Source organism: Pseudomonas sp. 2,4-D, from assembly GCF_030418155.1.
Lineage (GTDB): Bacteria > Pseudomonadota > Gammaproteobacteria > Pseudomonadales > Pseudomonadaceae > Aquipseudomonas > Aquipseudomonas alloputida.
This window is the reverse complement of sequence record NZ_JAUHUI010000037.1, coordinates 1-26266: the sequence shown is the minus strand read 5'-3', so window position 1 is coordinate 26266 and position 26266 is coordinate 1. Positions and strand designations below refer to the sequence as shown.

The 26266-nt window shown below is 62.8% G+C and carries 22 protein-coding genes; 11 read left to right on the top strand and 11 right to left on the bottom strand.

Annotated features, from left to right (window positions below; genetic code table 11):
* Positions 1–78: 78 nt before the first annotated feature.
* From QYE47_RS21540 to mfd, 3 genes are read right to left on the bottom strand one after another with little or no spacing between them, the layout of a single operon-like run.
* Positions 79–3411, bottom strand: a complete 3333-nt coding sequence (locus QYE47_RS21540; protein WP_014591777.1) for a DEAD/DEAH box helicase — start codon at positions 3409–3411, stop codon at positions 79–81.
* Between the two features lie 4 nt (positions 3412–3415).
* A complete protein-coding gene (locus tag QYE47_RS21535; RefSeq protein ID WP_014591776.1) occupies positions 3416–3988 on the bottom strand; it encodes a CsiV family protein in 573 nt (190 codons plus the stop codon).
* Between the two features lie 9 nt (positions 3989–3997).
* The gene (gene mfd / locus QYE47_RS21530) at positions 3998–7447 is read right to left on the bottom strand and encodes a transcription-repair coupling factor (protein ID WP_010953136.1); all 3450 of its coding nucleotides are present in this window, start codon (positions 7445–7447) and stop codon (positions 3998–4000) included.
* 167 nt (positions 7448–7614) lie between these two features.
* On the opposite strand from mfd, the gene QYE47_RS21525 reads away from it, so the two are divergent.
* From QYE47_RS21525 to sthA, 3 genes are all read left to right on the top strand, one after another.
* Positions 7615–9078, top strand: a complete 1464-nt coding sequence (locus tag QYE47_RS21525) for a glyceraldehyde-3-phosphate dehydrogenase (protein ID WP_010953137.1) — start codon at positions 7615–7617, stop codon at positions 9076–9078.
* A 179-nt stretch (positions 9079–9257) separates the two neighbouring features.
* Positions 9258–10256: an FAD:protein FMN transferase gene (locus QYE47_RS21520; RefSeq protein WP_070384156.1), complete on the top strand. Its 999-nt coding sequence runs from the start codon at positions 9258–9260 to the stop codon at positions 10254–10256.
* 204 nt (positions 10257–10460) lie between these two features.
* Positions 10461–11855 carry a Si-specific NAD(P)(+) transhydrogenase gene (gene sthA, locus QYE47_RS21515; RefSeq protein ID WP_003248797.1) on the top strand — a complete coding sequence of 465 codons (1395 nt, stop codon included), beginning with the start codon at positions 10461–10463 and terminating at the stop codon, positions 11853–11855.
* A gap of 48 nt (positions 11856–11903) precedes the next feature.
* Here the strand turns inward: sthA and QYE47_RS21510 are convergent, their stop codons facing one another.
* Positions 11904–12620, bottom strand: a complete 717-nt coding sequence (locus QYE47_RS21510; protein ID WP_003248799.1) for a glycerophosphodiester phosphodiesterase family protein — start codon at positions 12618–12620, stop codon at positions 11904–11906.
* A 31-nt stretch (positions 12621–12651) separates the two neighbouring features.
* Complete coding sequence (locus QYE47_RS21505; protein ID WP_019436882.1) at positions 12652–13236, bottom strand: PilZ domain-containing protein; 585 nt, start codon at positions 13234–13236, stop codon at positions 12652–12654.
* Between the two features lie 93 nt (positions 13237–13329).
* Here QYE47_RS21505 and QYE47_RS21500 point away from each other — a divergent pair, with 93 nt between their 5' ends.
* Genes QYE47_RS21500 through QYE47_RS21490 form a run of 3 tightly spaced genes read left to right on the top strand, consistent with a single transcriptional unit; the run spans position 13330 to position 16573 of the window.
* A complete protein-coding gene (locus QYE47_RS21500) occupies positions 13330–14580 on the top strand; it encodes a lipoprotein-releasing ABC transporter permease subunit (protein ID WP_010953141.1) in 1251 nt (416 codons plus the stop codon).
* Between the two features lie 7 nt (positions 14581–14587).
* A complete protein-coding gene (gene lolD, locus QYE47_RS21495; protein ID WP_172830932.1) occupies positions 14588–15271 on the top strand; it encodes a lipoprotein-releasing ABC transporter ATP-binding protein LolD in 684 nt (227 codons plus the stop codon).
* 60 nt (positions 15272–15331) lie between these two features.
* A complete protein-coding gene (locus tag QYE47_RS21490; RefSeq protein ID WP_014591771.1) occupies positions 15332–16573 on the top strand; it encodes a lipoprotein-releasing ABC transporter permease subunit in 1242 nt (413 codons plus the stop codon).
* A gap of 39 nt (positions 16574–16612) precedes the next feature.
* On the opposite strand, the gene cinS is transcribed toward QYE47_RS21490, so the two are convergent.
* On the bottom strand, positions 16613–17965 hold the full coding sequence (cinS, locus tag QYE47_RS21485; protein ID WP_070384155.1) for a two-component system sensor histidine kinase CinS: 1353 nt from the start codon (positions 17963–17965) through the stop codon (positions 16613–16615).
* The gene (gene cinR / locus QYE47_RS21480) at positions 17962–18642 is read right to left on the bottom strand and encodes a two-component system response regulator CinR (protein ID WP_014591769.1); all 681 of its coding nucleotides are present in this window, start codon (positions 18640–18642) and stop codon (positions 17962–17964) included. Before cinR ends, cinS begins: the two co-directional genes overlap by 4 nt.
* A gap of 200 nt (positions 18643–18842) precedes the next feature.
* On the opposite strand from cinR, the gene QYE47_RS21475 reads away from it, so the two are divergent.
* Together QYE47_RS21475 and queF are read left to right on the top strand one after the other, a co-directional pair.
* Positions 18843–19370 carry a plastocyanin/azurin family copper-binding protein gene (locus QYE47_RS21475; protein ID WP_070384154.1) on the top strand — a complete coding sequence of 176 codons (528 nt, stop codon included), beginning with the start codon at positions 18843–18845 and terminating at the stop codon, positions 19368–19370.
* Between the two features lie 68 nt (positions 19371–19438).
* Entirely contained in the window at positions 19439–20269 is an 831-nt protein-coding gene (queF, locus tag QYE47_RS21470) for an NADPH-dependent 7-cyano-7-deazaguanine reductase QueF (protein ID WP_070384153.1), read from the top strand.
* 34 nt (positions 20270–20303) lie between these two features.
* On the opposite strand, the gene QYE47_RS21465 is transcribed toward queF, so the two are convergent.
* On the bottom strand, positions 20304–20567 hold the full coding sequence (locus QYE47_RS21465) for a DUF4404 family protein (protein WP_003248815.1): 264 nt from the start codon (positions 20565–20567) through the stop codon (positions 20304–20306).
* Positions 20568–20689: 122 nt separating this feature from the next.
* The gene (locus tag QYE47_RS21460; protein WP_014591766.1) at positions 20690–21253 is read right to left on the bottom strand and encodes a hypothetical protein; all 564 of its coding nucleotides are present in this window, start codon (positions 21251–21253) and stop codon (positions 20690–20692) included.
* 201 nt (positions 21254–21454) lie between these two features.
* Between QYE47_RS21460 and QYE47_RS21455 the strand changes: the two genes are divergently transcribed.
* Positions 21455–22162, top strand: coding sequence for a VacJ family lipoprotein (locus QYE47_RS21455; protein WP_014591765.1), 708 nt, complete (start codon positions 21455–21457; stop codon positions 22160–22162).
* A gap of 34 nt (positions 22163–22196) precedes the next feature.
* On the opposite strand, the gene QYE47_RS21450 is transcribed toward QYE47_RS21455, so the two are convergent.
* Entirely contained in the window at positions 22197–22496 is a 300-nt protein-coding gene (locus QYE47_RS21450; RefSeq protein WP_003248821.1) for a PilZ domain-containing protein, read from the bottom strand.
* Positions 22497–22766: 270 nt separating this feature from the next.
* On the opposite strand from QYE47_RS21450, the gene rssB reads away from it, so the two are divergent.
* The gene (gene rssB, locus QYE47_RS21445) at positions 22767–23948 is read left to right on the top strand and encodes a two-component system response regulator RssB (RefSeq protein WP_010953151.1); all 1182 of its coding nucleotides are present in this window, start codon (positions 22767–22769) and stop codon (positions 23946–23948) included.
* Positions 23945–24427, top strand: a complete 483-nt coding sequence (rssC, locus tag QYE47_RS21440; RefSeq protein ID WP_010953152.1) for an anti-sigma factor antagonist RssC — start codon at positions 23945–23947, stop codon at positions 24425–24427. Before rssB ends, rssC begins: the two co-directional genes overlap by 4 nt.
* A 118-nt stretch (positions 24428–24545) precedes the next feature.
* Here the strand turns inward: rssC and QYE47_RS21435 are convergent.
* Positions 24546–26266, bottom strand: a 1721-nt coding sequence (locus QYE47_RS21435) for an alkaline phosphatase D family protein (RefSeq protein ID WP_301159128.1), incomplete at its 5' end; no start/stop codon positions are given.

Below are 26266 nucleotides of genomic sequence, written 5' to 3'. Positions count from 1 at the left end.
GTGGCGGCAACGGTGAACGGCGAGGGGGGAATTGGCCAGCAGGCCCGGCCCATTCGCGGGTGAACCCGCTCCTACGCTCTATCCCCCTTTGGCCTGCCGTCCGCGCTTTCCGGGCAATGGCGCAAACAGGGCCTCGATTTCTTCATCGCCAAGCCGCCACTGCCCAGCCTGCCCGCCGTCCAGCAGGCTGGCTGCCAGTGCTGCCTTTTCCTGCTGCAACAACTGGATCTTCTCTTCCACCGTACCCCGGGTAATCAGTTTGAACACGAACACCGGCTTGTCCTGGCCGATGCGGTAGGCACGGTCGGTAGCCTGGTTTTCGCTGGCCGGGTTCCACCAGGGGTCGAAGTGGATCACGGTGTCCGCCGCCGTCAGGTTCAAGCCTACGCCCCCCGCCTTGAGGCTGATCAGGAACACTTCGCTTTCACCTTGCTGGAACTGCTGCACTGGCGTGCGACGGTCGCGAGTGTCGCCGGTCAGCAGGCTGTAGCGGATCTTGCGCTTCTCGAGCTCCTGCTCGATCAGCGCCAGCATCGAAGTGAACTGTGAGAACAACAACACCCTGCGCCCTTCGCTGAGCAGTTCTTCGAGCATTTCCAGCAGCGCACCCAGCTTGCCCTTGTCGGCCTGGTTGCCTTTGCTTTCTACCCCCTTGACCAGGCGCAGGTCACAGCACACCTGGCGCAGCTTGAGCAACGCGTCGAGGATCACGATCTGGCTGCGTGCGGCGCCATTGCGGGCGATTTCGTCGCGGACCTTCTGGTCCATGGCCACTCGCACGGCCTCGTAGGTATCGCGCTGGGCATCACTGAGCTCGACCCAGTGCACCATCTCGGTCTTGGCCGGCAGTTCTGTGGCCACCTGCTCCTTGGTGCGGCGCAGCAGGAACGGCCGGATGCGGCTGGCCAGGTGGGTCAAGCGCTCGCTGTCACCGTGGCGTTCGATCGGGTTGCGGTAATCCTGGTTGAAGCGCTTCAGGTCGCCCAGCCAGCCGGGCATCAGGAAGTGGAAGATCGACCACAGTTCGCCCAGGTTGTTTTCCATCGGCGTGCCGGTCAGGCACAAACGCTGCCCGGCCTGTAGCTCGCAGACGGCGAGGGCAGCCTTGCTGCTGCTGCTCTTGATGTTTTGCGCCTCGTCCAGTATCAGCACGTGCCAGGCCTGGGGGCGCAGCTGTTCGAGGTCGCGTGGCATCAGGGCGTAAGTGGTCAGGACCAGATCGTACTCATGCAGCTTGGTGAAGTGCTTGCTGCGCCCCGGTCCATGCAGTGCCAGGACGCGCAGGTCGGGGGCGAAGCGCTGGGCTTCGTCCAGCCAGTTGGGTATGAGGCTGGTCGGCATGACTGCCAGGGCCGGTGCACTCAGGCGCCCGGACTGTTTCTCCAGCAGCAGATGGGCCAAGGCCTGCAGGGTCTTGCCCAGGCCCATGTCGTCGCCGAGGATGCCGCCGGTACCCATCTCGCGCAGGGCCTGCAGCCAGTTCAGGCCTTGCTGCTGATAAGGGCGTAAGCTGGCCTGCAGCCCGGTGGGCGGTTCTACCTGCAGGTCCCGGGCATCGCGCAGACGCCGGCCCAGATCGCGTACGTGCTCGCCACCTTCCCAGTGCAGGGGCAGGCCTTCGATTTCGTTCAGGCGCGCGGCGTCGGCACGCTCCATGCGCAGGGACGGGCCTGCCGTGTCCTCGTGCAGGTAGAGCTCGCCCAGGGTACCCATGACTGCCTTGATGCGGCCGTAGGGCAGGGCGACGCGCAAAGCCGGGGCATCGAGACGGCCGCGATTGAGGTCGATCAGCAGATGTTCGTCATCACTGCGCCGGGCCAGTTCGCTAGGGCGTAGCAGCTCCGGGCTGCTGCGCAGCAGGTGCAACACGATCGGCAGCAGGCTGTGGCGCTGGCCATCGACCACGATGCCTAGTTCCAGGTCGAACCATTCATGGCCAGGCGCTTCGTCGATGGTTGCATACCAGTCGTCCACCTCCTGCAGGTTGAAGGCGAAGTCGCGGTGAATATCGATGTCCCAGCCGGCTTCGCGCAGGCGCGGCAGGCCTTCGCGGGCAAAGCGCAGCCAGGCTTCGTCGTCAGGCAACTGGTGCATTTCGCCGGCGCTGTCGGGTAGGGCCTTGCTCTGCCGTGTGGCGGGTTTGAAGCCGAAATCGCGCAGCACCTTGCGCAGCGCCTGCTCGGCTTGAGCCTGGCGGCGAATGCGCTGGCTGGTGCTGCCTGCCAGGCGGGTCAGCGGCTTCTCGTCGGTGCCGCTGGCCTGCAAGCCGTCATAATCGAACGCCAATGCGGCGCGGTGTTGCATCTGCCGTTGCATGCGACCGGTTTTCGGCATGTAGGCGGTGTATTCAAGGCTGCCGAGAGCAAGAAGGGGCTTTGGCTGGATGTTATCGAGCAACTGCTCCTGCACTTGCGTCGGGGTCGGCACCTTGTGGCTGAGGGCATTGAGCTTGTGGCTCAGGGGTACGACCAGGTGTTCCGGTACATCGGGTGCGATAGTCAGCTGCACGGCGACGTGCGGATCCAGGCTGTGCTCGACCTTGCCCACTTCACGGGTCGGCAGGTCCAGGTAGTAAAGCGGCAGCAGCGGGATGACGCAGCGCAGCATCGCTTCGCCGCTGTACCACCGCCCCCGGTAATTTCCGTTGTCCAGGCGTACCCAGCGAAACTCGGCGTGGCGCACCGGGCCTTCATGAAGCAGGGGAAGGTCGGTATCGAAGAACATTCGGCCGGTTTCGAGGGCGCGCTGGAACAGCTCGCCACCCTCATGGCCCTTCAGTTTGTAGCCGCGATCCTGGCCTCCGCCCTGATTCAGGGCCGAGAGCAGGCGCAGAATGCGGATGTCTTCGTCTGTTACGAAGCGCGGTGGCTCGTAGAGAAAATCGTAAAGGGACTGGACGCGGCTGAAGCGGATGCCGTCCTCCGTCCGCGTGCCCTTGCGCACAAGCAGGGCGCAGCCGGCATCGTCGGTAAGCTGCAGCTGATAGCACACCATGCGCCCACGCTTGTCTTCGGTAGCGTCGGCTTTGGGCGGGGCCTGCTCCAGGCCGCTCAACCAGTGCTGCAATTCGGCAGACAAGGCGCCTGGGGTGGCTTGCGTGACCTCGCTACGGGAAAAGCGGTCGCTCACACAGAAAAGGACAGCGGCGCAATGCTTGCAATTGTGACGTACCGGGCAATCGCAGTCACCGCGCACATGGCAGCGGCCGCCCGCTACGTGCAACTCGATGCGTTGCCGGTAGTGGTTGTTGCCGCTCCCTTGGCAACTGGCCGTTATGATTGGCCCATGAATGCCTTCCAGTTCGGCCCTGCCTTCCTCGGCATAGCGCTCACCGCGCTGCAGGGCAGCTTTGCTGAACGATTGAATCCAGTTCGGATAGGCGTTCACCATTTCGGCGGCATCGTCCTTCATGGGCTTACTGCTCCATCATCTCCGGGTCCATCACCGGCATTTTCGGCGTGCCTGGTGGGGTCACCTTCAGCAGCACCGCCAGGTGCCCGCCGTCGAGAAAGGTCAGCTGGCCGCCCTTGACGTTGCTGTTGCTCTGCCTGAACTGCTCGCTTTGCAGCACGCTGCCGTTGCCATCCAGCTGGTTGACCCAGAAGTTGGCCTCGACGGTAATGAAGCGGCCTTCAGCGATGCTCAGGTTGCCTTCGATAGGGAAGTGCCCGAACTGTTCGGTGCCTTCGCCCAGGGCGATGCGGCTGGGTTCGCTGCCCACCTGCTGTTGCCAGGCCTTGTGCATCAGCACCGTGTAGTCGGCGGTGGCTTCCAGGCGGGTGGCTTCATCTTCCAGTGCGGGGCGGCGCTCGGCGTCTTTCGCCAGGCGTGGGGCGCCAGCGCTCCAGTCTTCGGGGGCGAACGGGCTGGTGAAGGCGGGCACGCTGTTCTGCCGCACCAGAATCATTTCTACCTGATACAGGCCTTCGGCGAAGGCAGCTGGGGCGAACAGCGCCAGCAGCAGGGTCAGGCAACGGATGGCACGCATGAGTCTTCCTTAGGCAGGCTGTGGGGTCAGGCGCTCGAACAGCGCCTCCAGGGTATTGAAACGTTCGTCGGGGCGTTCCATCGGTACCAGGAAGCGGAACTGGGTGGCGCCTTCGAACTTGTAACGTTTGGGCTGACCCTGGATCAGCTTGATCAGGGTCAGTGGGTCGACCGGTGTTTCGGCTTCGAACTCGAGCTTGCCACCGTTGGGCCCCGCATCGACTTTCTTGATGCCGAGCTTTTCCGCGTGCAGCTTGAGTGACGTCAGGCGCATCAGGTTCTTGGTCGGCTCTGGCAGCAAGCCGAAGCGGTCGATCATCTCGACCTGCAAGTCCTTGAGGCCTTCTTCGTCGGCAGCCGAGGCGATGCGTTTGTACAGGATCAGGCGCGCATGCACGTCAGGCAGGTAGTCCTCGGGGATCAGTGCCGGCAGGCGCAGGTTGATCTCCGGGCCGCCGCCCAGTGGTTGCTCAAGGTTCGGCTGGGTGCCTTTACGGATTGCCTTGACCGCACGTTCGAGCATTTCCATGTACAGGGTGAAGCCCACCGCCTGGATCTGCCCGCTCTGGCCTTCGCCCAGTAGCTCGCCGGCACCGCGGATTTCCAGGTCGTTGGTTGCCAGCACAAAGCCTGCGCCAAGGTCTTGCGTGTTGGCGATCGCCTCCAGGCGTTTTTCGGCGTCGGCGCTCACCTTCTGACGGGTAGGTGTGAGCAGGTAGGCGTAGGCCTGGTGGTGGCTACGGCCAACCCGGCCACGCAGCTGGTGCAACTGGGCCAGGCCGAACTTGTCGGCGCGCTCGATGACAATGGTGTTGGCGCTGGGCACGTCGATACCGGTTTCGATAATGGTCGAGGCCACCAGCACGTTGAAACGCTTGTGGTAGAAATCGCTCATCACCTGTTCCAGCTCGCGTTCGCGCATTTGCCCGTGGCCGATGCCGATGCGTGCCTCGGGCACCAGCTCGGCAAGGTCGGCGGCGCATTTTTCGATGGTTTTCACATCGTTGTGCAGGTAGTACACCTGGCCACCGCGCAACAGTTCGCGCAGCAGCGCCTCCTTGACCGTGCTCTTGTTCTGTTCCATGACGAAGGTGCGCACCGACAGGCGGCGTGCTGGCGGCGTGGCGATGATCGACAGGTCGCGCATGCCCGCCACCGCCATGTTCAGCGTGCGCGGAATCGGCGTGGCGGTCAGGGTGAGGATATCGACCTCGCTGCGCAGCGCCTTCAGCTGTTCTTTCTGGCGCACGCCAAAGCGGTGCTCTTCATCGATGATGGCCAGGCCCAGGTCTTTGAAGCGCACGTCGTCCTGCAGCAGCTTGTGGGTGCCGATGAGGATGTCGATCTTGCCTTCGGCAAGGTCCGCAGCGGCGGCGGCCACTTCCTTGGCCGACTTGAAGCGGCTCATCACTTCCACGGTCACGGGCCAGTCGGCAAAGCGGTCGCGGAAGCTGTTGTAATGCTGCTGGGCGAGCAGGGTGGTGGGCACCAGTACGGCCACCTGGCGGCCACTGTGCACGGCGATGAACGCCGCGCGCATGGCCACTTCGGTCTTGCCGAAGCCCACGTCGCCGCAGACCAGGCGGTCCATTGGCTTGGGGGCCAGCATGTCGGCGCGCACGGCCTCGATGGCGGCCTGCTGGTCCGGAGTTTCCTCGAACGGGAAGCCGGCGCTGAAGGTGGCGTAGTCGGCCGACGGGTCGGCAAACGCGTAGCCCTTGCGCGCGGCGCGGCGAGCATAGATATCGAGCAGTTCGGCGGCCACGTCGCGGACCTGTTCAGCGGCCTTGCGCTTGGCCTTCTGCCAGGCCTCCGAACCCAGCCGGTGCAACGGTGCCAGGGCGTCGTCGCTGCCGGTGTAGCGGGCGATCAGGTGCAGGTTGGCCACCGGCACATACAGCTTGGCGTTCTCGGCGTATTCCAGCGTCAGGAATTCGGCGGCCTGGCCATCGATTTCCAGGGTGGCCAGGCCCAGGTAGCGGCCGACGCCATGGTCGATGTGCACCACCGGCGCACCTTCGCGCAGCTCGGTGAGGTTCTTGATGACCGCGTCGTTGGCGGTTTCGCCGCGCTTGTCACGGCGCCGGCGCTGCATCACCCGCTGGCCGAACAGTGGGCTTTCGGCAATCAGGGCCAGCCCTGGATCGTCCAGCAGCAGGCCGTCGTCCAGCGGGGCGATGGTGATCGCCAGGCGCTCGGCACCGGTAATGAAGTCGTCCCAGCCTTCGACGGTATGCGGGCGCAGCTTCAGACGTTCGAGCAGCTCCAGCAGCACTTCCCGGCGGCCTGCTGATTCGGCGGTGAAGAGTACGCGGCCGGGGAACTGGTCGAGGAAGTTGGCCAGCTCGGCCAGCGGCTGGTTGGCCTTGGCCTCGATGGCCAGGTTGGGCAGGGCGCGCGCCGGGAAGCGCTCGCGGCCCACGCCAGGCTCCAGCTCTTCGCTGCTGACCACCACCCGGGGCCATTGCTTGAGCCGGGCGAAGCAATCTTCCACCGGCAGGAACAGCTCGGCCGGCGGCAACAGCGGCCGGCTGAGGTCGCCGCGGCGGTCTTCATAACGCCCGCGCACGTCGTTCCAGAAGTGCTCGGCGGCCTGTTCCACACCGGGTAGCGAGAACACCTGGGTGTCGGTCGGCAGGTAGTCGAACAGGGTCGAGGTTTCTTCGAAGAACAGTGGCAGGTAGTACTCGATACCGGCGGGGATGATGCCGCTGGCCAGGTCCTGGAAGATTGCACTGCGGCGGAAGTCGACGTCGAAGCGCTCGCGAAAGCGTGCCTTGAAGCGGGTCACTTCTTCCTTCTGCATCGGGAATTCGCGTGCTGGCAGCAGGCGCACCGAATCCACCTTGTCGATCGAGCGCTGGGTCTCGGGGTCGAAGGTGCGCAGCGTCTCGATCTCGTTATCGAACAGGTCGATGCGGTAGGGCAGTTTGCTGCCCATCGGGAACAGGTCGATCAGCGCGCCGCGCACGGCGAACTCGCCATGCTCGTAGACGGTGTCGACACAACGATAACCGCTGGCCTCCAGGCGCAGGCGCATCTGTTCCACGTCGATGGTCTGGCCCACATCCAGCACCAGGCTGCTGCCCAGCAGAAAACGCGTGGGCGCCAGGCGGTGCAGGGCGGTGGTGATCGGTACCACGAGGATGCCGTGGCTCAGCTCCGGCAGGCGGTACAGGCTGGCGATGCGCTGGGAGATGATGTCCTGGTGTGGCGAGAACAGGTCGTAGGGCAGGGTTTCCCAATCGGGGAACGGCAGCACGGGCAGGTCCGGGGCAAAGAAGCGCAGCTCCTGCTCCAGACGGTCGGCGGCCTGGCTGTCGGCCGTCAGCAGCAGGGTGAAGCGGCCAGCGCTGCTGGCGGCTTCGGCGATGGCAAGGCTGAGGGCGGCACCGGGCAGGTTGCCCCAGGTTTGTTTGCCGGCCGTGGCCGACATTTGCGGTAGGCGCAGAACTGACACGGGAGATTGCACTCCAAGCGTTGCGGCAAAGAGACCGATTGTACCGGTGACGGTGCCGGCTGTCAGGCTCGAAAGGGCATGAACGCTGGCTTGCGTCACTGCGTCAGGCACTCATTGCCGGTTCCGCGTTGGGGCGTCATAATGTAGCCCCTTTTTTCTGTCCCTACATGTGGAAGGTTCCCGTGACTCAGAAGCCCGACCAGTGTCTTGGTGAGTGGATTGATCGTGAAGCCCTGGCTGAAGCGATGATCCCGCTTATCGGTCAGCTCTACCGCAATAACAATGTGGTGAGCTCGATTTATGGCCGCAGCCTGATCAACCGTTCGGTTATCTCGATTCTCAAGGCGCACCGCTTTGCGCGCCACCGCCAAACCGACGAAACCGAACTGTCCGTCCACGAGACATTCCCCCTGCTCAAGGCCATGAGCGAGCTGAAACTGGGCGCCGCATCGGTCGACCTGGGCAAGCTGGCCAACAAGTTCAAGCAGGAAGGCAATGGCCGCACTGCCGAGCAGTTCGTCCGTGAAGAGTTGGCCGACGTGGTCGGTCAGCAGAACGCTTCGGCGCGCAAAGGCACCGACGTTGTCCTGTACGGCTTCGGTCGCATCGGCCGCCTGCTGGCGCGCATCCTGATCGAGAAGACCGGTGGTGGTGACGGCCTGCGTCTGCGTGCCATCGTCGTGCGCAAAGGCGCCGAAAACGACCTGGTCAAGCGTGCCAGCCTGCTGCGCCGTGACTCGGTGCACGGCCCGTTCGATGGCACCATCACCATCGACGAAGCCAACAACACCATCACTGCCAACGGCAACCTGATCCAGGTTATCTACGCCAAGAGCCCGAGCGAAGTCGACTACACCCAGTACGGCATCGACAATGCGCTCATCGTCGACAACACCGGCGTATGGCGTGACGCCGACGGCCTGGGCCAGCACCTGGCCTGCCCGGGTGCTGCCCGCGTGATCCTCACCGCACCTGGCAAGGGCGCGCTGAAGAACATCGTGCACGGTATCAACCACGGTGATATCACTGCCGATGACAAGATCATCTCGGCGGCCTCCTGCACCACCAACGCCATCGTGCCGGTGCTCAAGGCCATCAACGACCAGTACGGCATCGTCAACGGCCACGTCGAAACCGTTCACTCGTTCACCAACGACCAGAACCTGATCGACAACTTCCACAAGGGCAGCCGCCGTGGCCGTGCCGCGCCGCTGAACATGGTAATCACCGAAACCGGCGCCGCCACCGCTGCTGCCAAGGCACTGCCAGTGCTGAAGGGCAAGCTGACCGGCAACGCCATTCGTGTCCCGACGCCGAACGTTTCGATGGCCATCCTGAACCTGAACCTGGAAAAGGCCACCACCCGCGACGAGATCAACGAGTACCTGCGCCAGACCGCCATGCACTCGGAGCTGCACAAGCAGATCGACTACGTGGCTTCGCAGGAAGTGGTTTCGACCGACTTCGTCGGCTCGCGCCACGCCGGTGTGGTTGACGCAGAGGCGACCATCGCCAACGACAACCGCGTTGTTCTGTACGTCTGGTACGACAACGAATTCGGTTATAGCTGCCAGGTGGTTCGTGTGATGGAAGACATGGCCGGTGTGAACCCGCCAGCGTTTCCACGCTGATTCGCTTGTAAGGAAATGAAAAAACGGGAACCTTCGGGTTCCCGTTTTTTTTATTCTGAATGTGTGTTGTCAGAGCCGGCCCTTTCGCGGGTAAACCCGCTCCTACAGGACTATCGCTGCCCCTGTAGGAGCGGGTTTACCCGCGAAGAGGCCAGCCCCGGCAACCGAGAAACCAAACCTTGCGCACAGCCCTACTGTTCATTCTGCTGCTACTCACCGCCTGCAACCAAGGCCCCACCCTGGAGCGCCTGGGTGACCCGACCATGGGCAGCAGCTACAGCATCCAGTACGTCCGCGAGCCTGGTGGCCCGCTGCCGGCCCAGGTGCAGATGGCGGTGGAAACCATCCTGCACGACATCGATCACCACTACTCGACCTACCGCGGCGACTCCATCGTAAGCCAGTTCAACCGCTTACCTGCGGGCCAGTGCCTGGCCTTGCCGCCTGATATGCTCGAGTTGGTCAGCCTGGGCCAGCACCTTGCCGAGCAGAGCGATGGCGCTTTCGATCTCACGGTAGAGCCATTGCTCGACTTGTGGGGCTTCGGCCCTCAGGCCCGTCACGAGCAAGTGCCCGAACCACAGGCACTGGCCCAGGTGCGCCAGCGCGTGGGTTACCAGCACTTGCGCGTCAAAGGTCGAGCCCTGTGCAAGGATGCCCCGGTGCAGCTCGACTTCAACAGCATCGTCGCCGGCCATGCTGTCGACTTGATCGCTGCGCGCCTGCAGGCCATGGGTATCAGCAGTTTTGTCGCCGAGGCCACTGGCGAGCTGAAGGCGGTTGGCCGCAAGCCTGACGGCAGCCCTTGGCGTATTGCCCTGGAACTGCCCCGCGAAGACCGTCAGATCGCCCGCCAGATCATCCCGGTCAATAGCCTTTCAGTATCAACCTCGGGTGACTATCGGCACTATTTCGAGCAGAATGGCCGGCGCTATTCGCACACCTTCGATGCCCGCCTCGGGCGCCCGGTCGAACATGACCTGGCTGCCGTTACGGTGCTGGACGCCTCAGCACTGCTGGCCGATGGCTATTCGACGCTGCTGCTCATCCTGGGCCCACAGCGAGGCTGGGATTTTGCCGTGGCGCATGATCTGGCTGCGGTTTTGGTGACTCGAGCAGAGGGAGGCTTCGTCTCCCGAGCTACGCCCGCGTTCGAACGGGCAGTGAAAGGCCAGTGAAAGCACAAGCAGGGATGATTGCCGCCAGGGAATGGGTGAAGCATATGTAGTGCGGGCAAAATTGGCCTACGACGCGACCAAGGGTTAATGTGCGCGGCGTTCAGGGTTGATTAGACTGCACCCGAATTTTCTCATGGCGCCCCGGCGGCATGATCGTGCCCCGCGAGCGACCGTGGCTTGCGGGCCAGTTCTGAAGGAGTACGCATGGCTGTCTACAACTACGACGTAGTGGTGCTGGGTTCCGGCCCGGCCGGTGAAGGCGCGGCAATGAACGCCGCCAAAGCAGGGCGCAAGGTAGCGATGGTCGATGACCGTCGCCAGGTCGGTGGCAACTGCACCCACTTGGGTACCATTCCGTCCAAGGCACTGCGTCACTCGGTGCGGCAGATCATGCAGTTCAACACCAACCCGATGTTTCGTGCCATCGGCGAGCCGCGCTGGTTCTCGTTCCCGGACGTGCTGAAAAGCGCCGAGAAGGTCATCGCCAAGCAGGTGGCATCGCGCACCGGCTACTATGCCCGTAATCGCGTCGACGTGTTCTTCGGCACTGGCAGCTTTGCCGACGAGCAAACCGTGGAAGTGGTGTGCCCGAACGGCGTGGTCGAGAAGCTCAACGCCAAGCACATCATCATCGCGACCGGCTCGCGCCCCTACCGCCCGGCCGACATCGACTTCCACCACCCGCGCGTGTACGACAGCGACACCATCCTCAGCCTCAGCCATACCCCGCGCAAGCTGATCGTGTACGGTGCCGGCGTGATCGGTTGCGAGTACGCTTCGATCTTCAGTGGCCTGGGCGTATTGGTCGAGCTGGTCGACAACCGTGGCCAGCTGCTGAGCTTCCTCGACTCGGAAATTTCCCAAGCGCTGAGCTACCACTTCAGCAACAACAACATCACCGTGCGCCACAACGAAGAGTATGAGCGCGTCGAAGGCCTGGACAACGGGGTGATCCTGCACCTCAAGTCGGGCAAGAAGATCAAGGCTGACGCCTTGCTGTGGTGCAACGGCCGTACCGGCAATACTGACAAGCTGGGCTTGGAAAACATCGGCATCAAGGTGAACAGCCGCGGCCAGATCGAGGTCGACGAGGCCTACCGTACCACCGTGCCGAACATCTACGGTGCCGGCGACGTGATCGGCTGGCCAAGCCTGGCCAGTGCCGCTCATGACCAGGGCCGGTCGGCCGCTGGCAGCATTGTCGATAACGGCAGCTGGCGCTTCGTCAACGACGTGCCGACGGGTATCTACACCATTCCCGAGATCAGCTCGATCGGCAAGAACGAGCAGGAGCTGACCCAGGCCAAGGTGCCGTACGAAGTGGGCAAGGCCTTCTTCAAGAGCATGGCGCGTGCGCAGATCGCCGGCGAGCCGCAGGGCATGCTGAAGATCCTGTTCCACCGCGAAACCCTGGAAATCCTCGGCGTGCATTGCTTCGGCTACCAGGCTTCGGAAATCGTCCACATTGGCCAGGCGATCATGAACCAGCCGGGTGAGCAGAACAACCTGAAGTACTTCGTCAACACCACATTCAACTACCCGACCATGGCCGAAGCCTATCGGGTAGCTGCCTATGACGGCCTGAACCGGCTTTTTTGAGCGGCTCCGACCGGTGGCCTGAGCCGGTCGGAGAGACCGATTTCAACCCTACCCGAGGGTGGTCTTGGCCAAACCGGGAAAGTCTGTAATCAGGCTGTCCACACCAAAGTCAGCAAGCCGGCGCATCAGTGCCGGCTCGTTGACCGTCCATACCGACACATGCAAACCCTGGCCCTGTGCTTTGAGCAGGCGCTCGGGGGTGCACAGCGTCCAGTTCAATGCCAGCAGTTCGCAGCCGTAGTTCTGTGCCACCTTCAGCGGGTCGAGCCAGGCGTATTCGGCCACAAGCCCACGCTTCACGTCTGGCACCAGTTCCAGGGCGGCGCCCAGTACTTCGCGTGAACTTGAGGTGATGGTCACCTTGTCCAGCAGGCCATATTGCTGGGCCAGTTCACGGATCGCCAGGACGGTGGTGGCCGCGCGGGTGCGCGAGGCGCTTTTCACCTCCAGTTGCCAGTGCTCGAACGGGCATTTTTCGAACAGCTCTTCCAGTTTCGGGATCGGGCAGGGCTGCACATGGCCCGGGCCGCCTTTGCGGGCATCGATCTTGACCAGTTCGGCGGCCGGGTGCTCGACCACTTTGCCGCGCCGGCCCGTGGTGCGCTTGAGGGTGGGGTCGTGGATGACCATCAGTTCGTTGTCGGATGACAAGTGCAGGTCCAGCTCGCAGCGGGTCACGCCATGGGACAGGCATTGCTGAAAGCTCTTCAGGGTGTTCTCGGGTGCTTCGCCCTTGGCGCCGCGATGGCCGTAGATCAGGGTCACGTTCGTTCCTTCAAATCAGGGAGAAATTGGCTCAGGAGGCGGAGTCGTTCAGTTCCAGCTGCTGGCGCCGTTGCTGTTGCTGGCGCTGCAGGATGTAACGGGCCAGCAGTTGCCGTTGGGCGTCGGTCATGTCGATGAACTCGGTGCCGACCTCGAAGCCGCCCTCAGGGCGAGGGTCGCAATGGGTGACCTTGCCGCGCAGCAGCAGGCCATGGGCGCGCGGCATCAGCACCATTTTTACTTTCACTCGGGTACCGGGGGCAATCTGTGTGGCTTGGGCGAATTCGATGCCGCCTTCGGAGATGACCACCGGCAGCGGCTCGCCGACCTCGCCAAGCAGGGTTTGCCCAACCACCGCGCTGAGCAAGTCGAGGCGCTTGTTCTGTGCCCGCAGGAACGCGGCGAGCGTACGGTCCTTGTCGCTTAGCTGGCGCAACAGGTGTTGCGACTCGAAGTCGGCCAGGTGCAGCTCGCTGAGCAGGTTGAATAGCGGCGAATCATCTTGCAACACATCTGGGTCAAGGGCTTCGGCCGCGCTAAGGGGGCTTATTTGAAGTGCGATCCGATCTTCGATGCGGTAGTATTCGCGGCGATCTTCTTCGTCTAATGTCGTCATGGCGAACCCAAGGTAGCGGCGGTGGTCCGAGTGTAAAGCCGCCGTAGGCGCCTCGCCACAAGGACGTTCCCTTTCATCCGAACAAGCCCCGACATGTTCAGACCTCTTTTCGCATTCATCGGCACGCGTTATACCCGTGCCAAACGTCGCAATCACTTCGTCTCGTTCATTTCCCTGACCTCGATGATCGGCCTCGCCCTGGGCGTGGTGGTAATGATCGTGGTGCTGTCGGTGATGAACGGTTTCGACCACGAGATGCGCACCCGCGTGTTGGGGATGATTCCCCATGCCACGCTGGAGAGCGGCCAGCCCATTGCCGACTGGCAGGCCCTTGCCCAACAAGTAAAGCAGAATCCGCAGGTGGTAGCGGTTGCGCCGTTCACCCAGATGCAGGGCCTGCTGACCCATGATGGCAAGGTGCAGAAGGTGCTGCTCAATGGCATTGACCCCGCTCGCGAGCGCGAGGTGTCGATCATCGACAACTTCGTCTTGCAAGGCCGCCTGGACCAGTTGGCGCCGGGCGAGTGGGGCATCATGATCGGCGACAAGGCGGCGGCCAAGCTGGGCGTTGCCATCGGCGACAAGCTCACCTTTGTCGCCCCCGAGGTCAGCGTGACCCCCGCCGGCATGTTCCCGCGCATGAAGCGCTTCACTGTGGTTGGCACCTTCCACGTTGGCGCGGGCGAGATCGACGGCTACCTGGGCCTGACCAACATCAGTGACCTGTCCCGCCTGCACCGCTGGAAGCCCGACCAGGTCCAGGGCCTGCGCCTGAAGTTCGACGACCTGTTCCAGGCGCCGCGCGTAGCCTGGAGCATCGCCCAGCAGCTGGGCGACCAGGAATTCTATAGCCGTGACTGGACCCGTACCCACGGCAACCTGTACCAGGCGATCCGTATGGAAAAGGCCATGATCGGCCTGCTGTTGCTGCTGATCGTGGCGGTAGCGGCGTTCAACATCATTTCCACCCTGGTGATGGTGGTCAACGACAAGCGCGGTGACATCGCCATCCTGCGCACTCTGGGCGCCACGCCCGGGCAGATCATGCTCATCTTCATGGTCCAGGGCACGGTGATCGGGGTGATCGGTACCCTGATCGGCGCCGTGGTCGGGATCTTCGCGGCACTGAACGTGAGCGCGGCGATCGCCGGCATCGAGACACTGATCGGCCACAAGTTCCTCAACGCCGACGTGTATTTCATCGATTACCTGCCGTCGCAGATCCTGGCCCAGGACGTGTACATGGTCTGTGGAGCGGCACTGGTCCTGAGTTTCTTCGCCACCCTGTATCCGGCCTGGCGTGCGGCCCGCACCCAGCCTGCAGAGGCGCTACGTTATGAGTGAGTCGCGCATGAGTGATAAAGCCGTTCTGAGTTGCCGCAACCTGGGCAAGTCCTACGACGAGGGCCCGGAGTCGGTGCAGGTGCTGTCCGGGCTCAACCTGGAACTGCGGGCCGGTGAGCGGGTGGCCATCGTTGGCAGTTCCGGCTCGGGCAAGAGTACCTTGCTCAACCTGCTGGGCGGCCTCGACCGGCCGACCCAGGGCAGCGTGTGGCTGGCAGGCGAAGAGCTGTCGGCACTGGGCGAGCGTGCCCGTGGCCTGCTACGCAACCGCGAGTTGGGCTTCGTCTACCAGTTCCACCACCTGCTGCCGGAATTCACCGCTATCGAGAACGTGTGCATGCCGCTGCTGATCGGCCGGACGCCCATCCCCGAGGCCCGGGAGCGTGCCGAGGCGCTGCTCAAGCGGGTAGGCCTGGGCCACCGCTTGAACCACAAGCCGGCCGAGCTTTCCGGCGGCGAGCGCCAGCGTGTGGCGATTGCCCGGGCGCTGGTCAACCGCCCCGGCCTGGTGATGCTCGACGAGCCGACCGGTAACCTCGACCACCATACCGCCCAAGGCATCCAGGAGCTGATGCAGGAGCTGTCCAGCGCTTCGCGCACGGCATTCCTGGTGGTCACCCACGACCTCAACCTGGCGCGGCAGATGGACCGTGTGCTGAAGCTCGACGATGGCCACCTGGTGGCCATCTGATCGACTGCCGGGGTGGCAGGTGCTGCCCCGTTTTCCTGTTTCCATTGGGTGATTTCGTACATGTTCAGACCCTTGCCCATCTTTATCGGCGCGCGCTACACCCGAGCCAAGCGTCGCAACCACTTCATCTCGTTCATTTCGATGACTTCGATGATCGGCCTGTCGCTGGGCGTGCTGGCAATGATCGTGGTGCTGTCGGTGATGAATGGCTTCCAGCGCGAAATGAGCTCGCGCATTCTCGGCCTGGTGCCGCATGCCGCCATCCTCGGCGTGCAGCCGCTGGACGATTGGCACAAGGTGGCCGACGCAGCCATGAAAAATCCGGCGGTGATGGCTGCGGCGCCGATTACCGAGATGGAAGGCATGCTGTCGTACAAGGGCGCCATGCAGCCGATCCAGGTGGGTGGTATCGACCCGGCCGAGGAGGGCAAGGTTTCCATCGTTGGCCAACACATCGTCCAGGGCCGCCTGCAGGGCTTGCAGCCAGGTGAGTTTGGCGTGGTCATCGGTGAACTGACCGCACGCCGCTTTCGCCTGAACACCGGCGACAAGCTGACCTTGATCGTGCCGGAAATCAGCAAGGAACCGGGTGGCATCACCCCGCGCATGCAGCGCCTCACCGTGGTTGGCATCTTCAAGGTCGGCGCCGAACTGGATGGGTCGCAGGCCTATATCCATGTTGCTGATGCAGCCGAGATGCAACGCTGGGCGCCAGGCCAGGTGCAAGGTGTGCGGCTTAAGCTGCACGACCTGTATGCCGCTCCGCAGGTGTCCAAGGCGATTGCTGCCGGGCTTGGTGACGCCTACCGGGCCGATGACTGGTCGCATACCCAGGGCAGCCTGTTCAGCGCCATGAAGATGGAAAAGACCATGATCGGCCTGTTGCTGATGATGATCATCGCGGTCGCGGCGTTCAATATCATCGCCACCCTGGTAATGGTGGTGAACGACAAGGGCCCGGACATTGCCATCCTGCGTACCTTGGGCGCCACACCGGCGCAGATCATGGGCACTTTCATGGTCCAGGGCAGCCTGATCGGCATTGTCGGCACACTGATTGGTGGCGTACTGGGCGTGATTGCGGCGTTCAATGTCAGCCAGATCGTCGGCTGGCTGGAGCGGGTGAGCGGGCAGCACATCTTTACGTCGGATGTGTACTTCGTCAGCAGCTTGCCGTCGCAGTTGCAGTGGGGGGATGTGGCGATCATCTGCACCGCCGGCCTGGTGATGAGTTTCCTGGCGACCATTTACCCGGCCTACCGGGCATCGCAGGTGCAGCCGGCGATTGGCCTGGCGGTTTGATGTTTGCCTGAGATCCTGGGGGCGTAAAGCGCCCCTGGGTTACCGATCTTGAGTGAACTCGATCAAGAATCGGGTCCACCCATCCTCGCATTCTGCCCGTATACGTCCGCCATGGGCCTGCACGATCGACCGGGTAATCGCCAGGCCCAGCCCCGCATGCTCGCTGCTGCCTTCCCGTCGAGCCGGGTCCACCCGGTAGAAGCGGTCGAAAAGTCGCGGTAGCGCGGCCGGGTCGATAGCCAGCCCGGAATTGGCCACGTTGATCTTCGGCCCCGGCCCCAGGGTTACCTTGATCTGTCCGCCTGCCGGGGTAAAGCGCATGGCGTTGTCCAGCAGGTTGGACAGTGCCCGGCGCAGCATATGCCGGTCACCGTGCACTACGGCTTCACCCTCGCGCAGCATCTGCACGTCCCTGTCTTCTGCCAGGGGCGCGTAGTACTCCAGCAGCGCATCCACCTCGTCATGCAGCGCCAAAGGCGCGTCCCCCGGTACCAGCAGGCCGTGGTCGGCCTTGGCCAGAAACAGCATGTCGTTGATCATCTGCGCCATCCATTGCAGTTCTTCCAGGTTGCCATGCAGCGCCTCTCGGTATTCTTCGAGGCTGCGTGGGCGGGTGAGGGTGACCTGGGTGTGCGTCAGCAGGTTGGACAGCGGCGTACGCAACTCGTGGGCGATATCGGCAGAGAACGCTGAGAGGCGCTGGAAGGCATCGTCCAGGCGCTGCAGCATCGCGTTCATGCTGCTGGCCAGCTCGGCCAGCTCTTCGGGCATCTGCGCCACCGGCAAACGGGTGGTGAGCGAACGCGCTGACACGCTGGCGGCTACCTGGCCCATCTGCCGCAATGGGCGCAGGCCGCTGCGAGCGGCCCAGGCACCCAGTAGTGCGGTGGTTAGCGCCGACAGGCCGACAGTCAGCCAGATCAGCCGTTGCATGCCCTGCAGGAAGTGCTGGTGGTGGGTGATGTCGAGGTACAGGGTCAGTCGCGGCGACTGCATGGTGCCCTGTTTCAGGGGGACGGACAGACTACGGTAGTCGATGCCTGGCGCATGCAGGGTGGCCAGCCCGGTGGCCAGCGCTGCTTGCGGCAGCCCGCTGCGGCTTTCGAACCAGGTGGCGCCATTGCTGGCACTGATGCGCAGGGCCAGGTCGGCCTGGTGACTCAGTTCATCGCGCAGGGCAGGCAGGCGGGCCTGGAGCTCATCAGCCGTGCTGACACCAGCCAGTTGCGTGCGAAACAATGACAGGCGCGAGTCCAGCAGTTGTTGGTCAAGTTCGACGAAGTGCTGCTCGCTGGCCCGGCTGAACAGCAGGCCGGCGCCCAGCGAGACGGTGGCGGTGCAGGCGGCGAACAGCAGGGCCAGGCGGCTGCCGAGGGAAACCCGGCGCATCACTCGTTGCGCTCTTCGAGTACGTAACCCATGCCGCGTACGGTGTGGATCAGCTTATTGGGGTGCGGGTCGTCGATCTTCAGGCGCAGGCGGCGGATGGCCACTTCGATCACATTGGTGTCGCTATCGAAGTTCATGTCCCACACCTGCGAGGCGATCAGCGATTTTGGCAGCACCTCACCCTGGCGGCGCAGCAGCAGCTCAAGGAGTGAGAATTCCTTGGCGGTCAGGTCGATGCGCAGCCCGGCGCGCTCGGCGCGGCGGCGGATCAGGTCCAGGCGCAGGTCGGCCAGGCTCAGGATCGTGTCCTGGCTCGGGCTGGTGCCACGGCGTAGCAGGCTGCGTACCCGGGCTAGCAGTTCGGAAAAGGCGAACGGCTTGACCAGGTAGTCGTCGGCGCCCAGTTCCAGGCCATGCACGCGATCCTCGACGGCGTCGCGGGCGGTCAGGAACAGCACTGGCGTATCCAGGCCAGCCTGGCGCACGGCCTGAAGAATCTGCCAGCCGTCGCGGCCAGGCAGCATCACGTCGAGGATCAGCAGGTCGTGGTCGCCGGTCAGGGCCAGGAACTGGCCGGTCTCGCCATCGGTAGCCAACTCGGTGGCAAAGCCGGCCTCGCTCAGGCCTTGGCTCAGGTACTGGCCGGTGCGGGCCTGGTCTTCGACGATCAGCAGTTTCATGCACTGTCCATATTCTGAAAGATTGTGCGTAGCCTATGGCGTCGCTTTACCGCTAGCACAGAGGTAATGGGGTGGGTGAAATGATACGTGACGATGTGCCCGCTCGCCCAAGCTGACGAAGTTGTAATGTGCCTGTCAGGTAGCTGCCAGTCGCCCCCGGCTAATGTGGCTTCATCCTGCTGTGTATTTCCGGAGTCATCATGAAACACCTGTTCATTGCCGCCACACTTGCCCTGGGCAGCCTGCCGGCTTTCGCTGGCCAGGCCCAGACCTTTGCCTTTGGTGAGCCTGCCCCGGCGGCCAAGGCCACCCGTACGGTCAACGTGGTGCTCAAGGACATCGCCTTCGAGCCCAAAAGCCTGCAGGTAAAAGCCGGTGAGACGGTGCGCTTCGTACTGGTCAACGAGGGCAAGCTGCCGCACGAATTCAACCTGGGCGACAAGGCCATGCATGCCGAACACCAGAAGGAAATGGTCGCCATGCAAGGCAAGATGTTCACCGAGGCGATGAACCACGAAGGTATGGATCACGGCAAGATGATGAACCACGGCCAAATGATGGGCCATGGTGACGGCCATGGTCACGGGGGTGGCAACACTGTGATGGTCATGCCCGGCCAGCGCGCCGAGCTGACCTGGACCTTCCGCCAATCGGCACCCATCGAGTTTGCCTGCAACGTGCCGGGTCATTACCAGGCGGGTATGGTCGGGACATTGACCATTGAGTGACTGGCCCTGCAAGGCGGGGTGCAAAACCGGTAGACTAGGGGCATTTTCGAACCTCTAGGTCAGTTTCCATGCATCCCGCTGCCGAACATTCCCCGCTGGGCAAGTCCAGCGAATACATCGCCACCTACTCCCCGGAGCAATTGTTCCCGATCCCGCGTACTGCCAAGTGGGCCGAGCTGGGCGTCACTGCACAGACCTTGCCCTGGCAGGGGGTGGATTACTGGAACTGCTTCGAGCTGAGCTGGCTGCTGCCTTCGGGCAAGCCGGTGGTTGCGATCGGCGAATTCGCCATCCCGGCTGATTCGCCAAACATCATCGAGTCCAAGTCATTCAAGCTGTACCTCAACTCGCTGAACCAGACGGTGTTCACCTCGCTGGGCGCGTTGCAGGCATGCCTGGAAAAAGACCTTACCGCCGCTGCCGGCAAGCCAGTGGGGGTGAAGGTGCGCACTTTGGCCGAGGTTGAAGCCCAGGGTGTGGTGGCGTTGCCGGGGCAGTGCATCGATGCACTGGATGTGGCCATCAGCAATTACGAGCAGCCGCAGCCAGAGCTGTTGCGCTGCGACCCGGCGCGGGTGGTGGAAGAAACCCTGCATAGCCATCTGCTGAAGTCCAACTGCCCGGTCACTGGCCAGCCGGATTGGGGCAGCGTAGTGGTCGAGTACAAGGGCAGGGCGCTGGACCACGCCAGCCTGCTGACCTATCTGATCAGCTTCCGCCAGCATGCAGACTTCCATGAGCAGTGTGTGGAACGGATTTACCTGGACCTGAAGAAACTGCTGCAGCCGGAGCACCTGACGGTCTATGCGCGCTATGTGCGCCGGGGTGGGCTGGACATCAACCCGTATCGCAGCACCGGGGCGATCAGCCCGGACAACAAGCGCCTGGTTCGGCAGTAATTACAGGGGGGGCCGCTTAGCGGCCCCCGCTATTTCAGATCCCCATGCTGTGCAGCGAGTTGGCAATGCTGCGCAGGGTGGCTGTGAGGTCGGGGTGGTCGGCCTCGAAGCGTTCGATCGCCAGGTTTACGCCGTCCACCAGGTTGTTGTCTGGCGTGGCTTCCTCAAGTTTCAGTTGCGCCTCGATCTGGCGCGCCTCTTCGTGCAGGGCGGCCAGCTCTTCTTCCGAAAGCGGTACGTTGCGGTCCAGTTGCTCGCGCAAGCTGTTCAGGCGCTCTTGCAATTCGCGGGCAGGCATTGGCTATTCTCCATCAATGGCTTGGCAAGCCATGGACCTCGGCGACGTGGCAAAGGTTCTGGCCTGTCTTCAGGGTAATCTACCTGCTGGCGATTTGCATGATCCGCGTCAAGGCTGCTGTATCAGGGTTTTTCACCCTTGCGCCGGCGCTGGGCGATGTCCACCAGGCAGGTGTCCAGCGCTTCCAGATGGTCGATCACCGAGTGCACGCCCAGGCTGAATAGCGCCAGCGTCGCCTTGCTACGCGCCAGATCCTGCTCTTGCGGGCTCATGGCTTGCCATTGCGCAGAAGTGCGGTCGCATAACGGGCTGCAGGCGGCCAGGCCTACCGTCCACAAGCCGGCGTTAAGGCCAGACTGCAGTAGGCGCGGGTCGCCGCTGACCAATACGCAGCCATCCAGGCGCTCGCTGTCCAGCGCCATCAGTGCCTGCCAGCAAGCGTTCGGCGCTGGCCAGTGCACGCCATTGACCGCATGCCCTGGAAGCCAGTCGGGCAGCACATGGGCCAGGCGCTCGCTTTGTGCGGTATTGAGGTCATCCAGCCAGATGCACGGCACTTGGCGCTGACGCAGGCTGGCAAGGGTGGCGAGGGCGCCGGGGGCGGGTGATGGCGCGCCATGGGTGGCCTGCACCAGGCAGCCGCGCAAGCCGAACAGTACAGCGGTGAAGGCGGGCGCAGTGTCCATGGCAACTTCCCTCAAATGGTTCGAAGGCTATGCGTTGATTGTTACCGTCCTGTGACATCGGTCGCCGAGCAACAGTTGTTCACAAAATATGGAGCAAAAATGTGTAAGGCTGTTTATCAGCCCGCAAGTCTCTATACTGCCGCCTTAACAGCAGCGCGACCTGTTGCGCTTGCGGCCGAGAAATTCGATGGAGAAACATCTATGCGTAGGATCGGTGCCAGTGTGATCGAACGAGTCACCCAGGCCTGTGTCTGTGCCAGCATGCTGCTGGCGCCCGTGGCAGCCACCCAGGCGGCCACCGAGGAAGATCCCTGGGAAGCGGTCAACCGCCCGATCTTCCGCTTCAACGATACCCTCGACACCTATGCCCTCAAACCCTTGGCCAAGGGCTACCAAGCGGTCACTCCACAGTTCCTCGAAGATGGCATCCACAACATCTTTCGCAACCTGGGGGACGTGACCAACCTGGCCAACAACGTGTTGCAGCTCAAGCCGCATGCGGCGGGCGTTGATACGGCGCGGTTGATCGTCAACACCACCTTCGGCCTGGGTGGCTTCTTCGATGTGGGTACCAAGATGGGCCTGCAGCGCAACGACGAGGACTTTGGCCAGACCCTGGGCTACTGGGGTGTGCCGAGCGGGCCGTATGTGGTCATCCCGCTGCTGGGCCCAAGCACTGTGCGTGATGGTGTGGCCAGGTACCCGGACACCTACACCAAACCTTATCGCTACATCGACCACGTGCCTACGCGCAATTCGATCTTCGCGCTGGACCTGATCGACACCCGTGCCAGCCTGCTCTCGGCCGAAAAGCTGATTCAGGGTGACAAGTACATCTTCATTCGCAACGCCTACCTGCAAAACCGCGAGTTCAAGGTGAAGGATGGCGAGGTCGAAGACGACTTCTGATCTGTGAACCTGGGGCCGCAAAGCGGCCTCAGGATCAATGCATGGCCAGGATCCGCAGCCCGAACTTCTGCTGCCCGCCCGGCTGGTCGGCAATCCATACCACTTCGGTGCTGGCATGCAGCCCCTTCAGCGCCGGATGGTCGGAATCGATCCGTACCTCGATCAGATCACCCACCAGAAAGCGCTGCGGCGCCTGCACCTGCATGCCACCGCTGGACAGGTCCAGGCACACCGCCGCAATCACCTGGCCTTCGTGCAAAAGGCTGACCTCGGTGTCGATGCGCATGCGAATGAAGTCGCGTTTCTCGCTATGGCTGGAGGGCGTGTGGGGCATGCTGCATCCTTCCCGTCGGGTTGCGCTGGTCAACTTTCTTATAACTCCCGGTGATTTGCCCTGTAAAGAGCGGCGAGGTCGACCCCAGCATGCTTGAAACCCCTGCCGGATGGGAGTACCGTCTGCGCCTTACAAGGTACCTCTGACAGTTGCCGGGCAGGTGTTCTTGTCCTACAACTCAAGTAGAGTGTGACCATAAAGAATTCCCGTAGCTGGCCGTCTGCCTTGCCGACACCGCTGCACCAACCTAAATCGGCGCCGTTCGCCCACATGCAGAAAACCAGTGCAACGCTGCTGATCATCGATGACGACGACGTGGTCCGTGCCAGCCTCGCCGCCTATCTTGAAGACAGTGGTTTCAGCGTCCTCCAGGCCGGTAATGGCCAGCAGGGGCTTCAGGTCTTCGAAGAACACCAGCCCGACCTCGTGATCTGCGATCTGCGCATGCCGCAGATGGGCGGCCTCGAACTGATCCGTCAAGTCAGCGAGCGCGCGCCGCAGTTGCCGGTGATCGTGGTGTCCGGTGCCGGCGTCATGAGTGATGCGGTGGAAGCGTTGCGCCTGGGCGCCGCCGACTACCTCATCAAGCCGCTGGAAGACCTGGCCGTACTCGAGCATTCGGTGCGCCGCGCCCTCGACCGCTCGCGCCTTGTGCTGGAAAACCAGCGCTACCGCGACAAGCTCGAAGCCGCCAACCGCGAACTGGAGGCCAGCCTGCACCTGTTGCAGGAGGACCAGACCGCCGGTCGCCAGGTGCAGATGAACATGTTGCCGGAAAGCCCCTGGGTGGCCGGCGAGTTCGCCTTCGAGCACCAGATCATCCCGTCGTTGTACCTTTCGGGTGATTTTGTCGATTATTTCCGCGTGGACGAGCGGCGCATTGCTTTCTACCTCGCCGATGTATCCGGGCATGGGGCGTCGTCGGCCTTTGTCACCGTGCTGTTGAAATTCATGACCACGCGCCTCATGTTCGAGCTCAAGCGCAGCAGAATGCGTGAGTTCAAGCCGTCTGAAGTGCTCAGCCACATCAACCGCGGCCTGATCAACAGCAAGCTGGGCAAGCACGTCACCATGGTCGGCGGGGTAATCGACGAAGAGTCCGGCCTGCTGACCTACGCTGTCGGCGGCCATTTGCCGTTGCCGGTACTGTACACCCCCGAGCATTGCCGCTACCTGGAAGGCCGCGGCCTGCCGGTGGGGTTGTTCGATGAGGCCACCTACCAGGACCTGGTGGTGGAACTGCCCCCGCAGTTCAGCCTCAGCCTGATGTCCGATGGCATTCTGGACCTTTTGCCGGGTGATACGCTCAAAGATAAAGAAGCCGCCTTGCCGGAGATCGTCAAGGCAGCAGGTGGCAGTCTGGATGGGCTGCGTCAACGATTTGGATTGGCTACGCTTGGGGAGATGCCGGATGATATCGCCCTATTGGTGTTGAGCAGGAACCTTCAATGAGTACCGGTAGAATTCAGTTCGCCGAGCAGAGCGGTACCTTCGTACTGAAATTCGTTGGTGAAGTGCGCCTGACCCTGTGTTCGGCGCTGGATGCGACGATCGAGAAGATTTTCACTGCGCTGAACTTCTCGGCGATTGTCATCGACCTGACTGAAACCGAGAGTATCGACAGCACCACGCTGGGCCTGCTGGCGAAGCTGTCGATCCTGTCACGGCAGAAGGTGGGCCTGCTGCCGACGGTGGTGACTACCAATCCGGACATTTCACGGTTATTGCAGTCGATGGGCTTCGATCAGGTGTTCAACATCGTCGATCGGCCGATACCCTGCACCGATTGCCTGACCGACTTGCCGTCGCAGGACCAGAATGAAGATGTGGTGCGCTCCAAGGTGCTGGAGGCGCACAAGATCCTCATGGGCCTGAATGACTCCAACCGCGAAGCCTTCCATGATCTGGTCAATGCGCTGGAGCGGAGCTGATTTATAGCCTGTGCGGGCCTCTTCGCGGGTAAACCCGCTCCTACACAGGGATCTTAACCCTCCGTAGGCGCGGGTTTACCCACGAAGAGGCCGGCACAGGCTGTAAAAATTCTGAATCTCACTGCTCCCGGTTTTTAAACTCTGTAGCCTCACCCCCGCCCGCATCCAGCTGATACACCCGCGCTGGCCGCCCCTGTTCATCAAAAAACACCTGTCCCAGCCCGGCACCATTCCACAACCGTTCCCCCGCCTTGCTATGGTTCGGCGTGCGCGGCACCACTTCCATCTCCCGCCGCTTGGTAAACCAGTTCAGTGGTGAACGCGGCGCATACAGCCAGCGGTTGAGCCGGTCGAGCACATCCAGCAAACGGCGGGGGAACTCGTTCTTGATTCCGCTGCTGGTCACCTGCCACAAGTGCGGGCTGCGCTGGCGGTGGCGAATCAGCACCTCATACACGAACGAGTAATGCACATCCCCCGACAGCACCACGTAGTGCCCCGGCGTGCGCGAGTGGCGGAAGATATTGAGGATGACCTGCGCTGCACCGCGGTGGGCCATCCAGTTCTCGGCATCCACCAGCAGCGGGTAGCCCAGCCAGCTGAACACCTTCTGCACCGTCTCGATCAGCTTCACCCCGAAAATCGGCGCAGGCGACACGATGACCGCCGAGGGGTGATCGAGCAGTGCTTGCTGCAATTCACTCAGCGCTTCCCAGTCCAGCAGGCCGGACGGCTTGGCCAGGTTACTTTCGCTGCGCCAGCGCCGCGTACGGGTGTCCAGTACCAGCAGCGGTGGTTCTGTAGGCAGGCTGAACTGCCAACCCTGGAAGCGCAGCAGCTCGCCGATCAGCTCATCCTGGTTCTGGCGGGTCAGCACCTGGCACTGCTTGATCAGCGGATTGCAATCGTCCGGGTTGTTGCCCCAGGCCTGGCAGAGCAGGTAGCCGAGCAAGGCGTTGCCAATGATCCTTCGCGAGAATGGGTGGCCGTAGGCAGTTTCCTCCCACTGCGCCGAGAGGTTCCAGTCGTCGGTGATGTCGTGGTCGTCGAAGATCATCAGGCAGGGTAGGTGGGCCATCACTCGCGCCACCTGACCGAGATTGTCGGCAAACCCCTGGATCAGCGGCAGCTCTTGCCGGTATCGGGCTTGATGCTCGTCGCTGAGCCCGCTGGGGATGCCCAGGTCCACCAGTTGCCAGGGCAGCGGCGACCACACCAACAGGTACATGGCCATGACTTCGGCGAACGTCACCAGGTGGTTGTCGGCGTTGCTGGACGAGAAGATCGGCTTGCGCTTGCCGCCGAAGAAACGCTCGCGCAGGGTGTCGTTGCGCTCCAGCGCCGGCAGCAGGTCGGCACGGTGGTAGTAGCTGGCCGGGTGCTGGTACAGCGCCTGGCTGTCGGCTACCACCGCACCCTCCAGTTGCTCGTCGAACAAGCCCAGGCGCGAGATCAGGCTATGGATGGCGCGCAGCATGGGGCCAGCGACATCGTCGGCGTAAACCTGGTCGCCCGTCATCACTAGCACGGCGGGGCGGTCTTCGGGCTTCTTGCACCCCTGCAGCAGCCGGTCGGCGCACAGCAGGCCGTCGGCAGCAGGGTGGTGCGGCTTGCGGCAGGAGCCGTGCAGCAAATGGTCGAGGCGCTCACGCAGCACCAGGCTCGGGCGTGGGTTGCCGGGGTAGAGCAGGTGTGGGGCCCAGTCGGCGATACCCTGGCCGTTGATCAGCAGGTCGTAGTCGAGCAGCTGGTTGCAGGGCAGGGGGCTGGCGAATTGGATGTCCAGCAGGTGAACGTAGGCATGCCGGCCAATAGGCACCACTTGGCAATCGACTTGGG

What these genes read in the sequence shown, in the direction of transcription:
- QYE47_RS21460 (WP_014591766.1), bottom strand. Translation starts at nt 21,253, where the DNA reads ATGGACACTGCGCCCGCCTTCACCGCTGTACTGTTCGGCTTGCGCGGC.
- QYE47_RS21540 (WP_014591777.1), bottom strand. Translation starts at nt 3,411, where the DNA reads ATGAAGGACGATGCCGCCGAAATGGTGAACGCCTATCCGAACTGGATT.
- QYE47_RS21450 (WP_003248821.1), bottom strand. Translation starts at nt 22,496, where the DNA reads ATGCCCCACACGCCCTCCAGCCATAGCGAGAAACGCGACTTCATTCGC.
- lolD (WP_172830932.1), top strand. Translation starts at nt 14,588, where the DNA reads ATGAGTGATAAAGCCGTTCTGAGTTGCCGCAACCTGGGCAAGTCCTAC.
- sthA (WP_003248797.1), top strand. Translation starts at nt 10,461, where the DNA reads ATGGCTGTCTACAACTACGACGTAGTGGTGCTGGGTTCCGGCCCGGCC.
- QYE47_RS21525 (WP_010953137.1), top strand. Translation starts at nt 7,615, where the DNA reads ATGTGGAAGGTTCCCGTGACTCAGAAGCCCGACCAGTGTCTTGGTGAG.
- queF (WP_070384153.1), top strand. Translation starts at nt 19,439, where the DNA reads ATGCATCCCGCTGCCGAACATTCCCCGCTGGGCAAGTCCAGCGAATAC.
- QYE47_RS21505 (WP_019436882.1), bottom strand. Translation starts at nt 13,236, where the DNA reads ATGACGACATTAGACGAAGAAGATCGCCGCGAATACTACCGCATCGAA.
- QYE47_RS21500 (WP_010953141.1), top strand. Translation starts at nt 13,330, where the DNA reads ATGTTCAGACCTCTTTTCGCATTCATCGGCACGCGTTATACCCGTGCC.
- QYE47_RS21455 (WP_014591765.1), top strand. Translation starts at nt 21,455, where the DNA reads ATGCGTAGGATCGGTGCCAGTGTGATCGAACGAGTCACCCAGGCCTGT.
- rssC (WP_010953152.1), top strand. Translation starts at nt 23,945, where the DNA reads ATGAGTACCGGTAGAATTCAGTTCGCCGAGCAGAGCGGTACCTTCGTA.
- QYE47_RS21535 (WP_014591776.1), bottom strand. Translation starts at nt 3,988, where the DNA reads ATGCGTGCCATCCGTTGCCTGACCCTGCTGCTGGCGCTGTTCGCCCCA.
- QYE47_RS21490 (WP_014591771.1), top strand. Translation starts at nt 15,332, where the DNA reads ATGTTCAGACCCTTGCCCATCTTTATCGGCGCGCGCTACACCCGAGCC.
- QYE47_RS21475 (WP_070384154.1), top strand. Translation starts at nt 18,843, where the DNA reads ATGAAACACCTGTTCATTGCCGCCACACTTGCCCTGGGCAGCCTGCCG.
- rssB (WP_010953151.1), top strand. Translation starts at nt 22,767, where the DNA reads ATGCAGAAAACCAGTGCAACGCTGCTGATCATCGATGACGACGACGTG.
- cinR (WP_014591769.1), bottom strand. Translation starts at nt 18,642, where the DNA reads ATGAAACTGCTGATCGTCGAAGACCAGGCCCGCACCGGCCAGTACCTG.
- QYE47_RS21465 (WP_003248815.1), bottom strand. Translation starts at nt 20,567, where the DNA reads ATGCCTGCCCGCGAATTGCAAGAGCGCCTGAACAGCTTGCGCGAGCAA.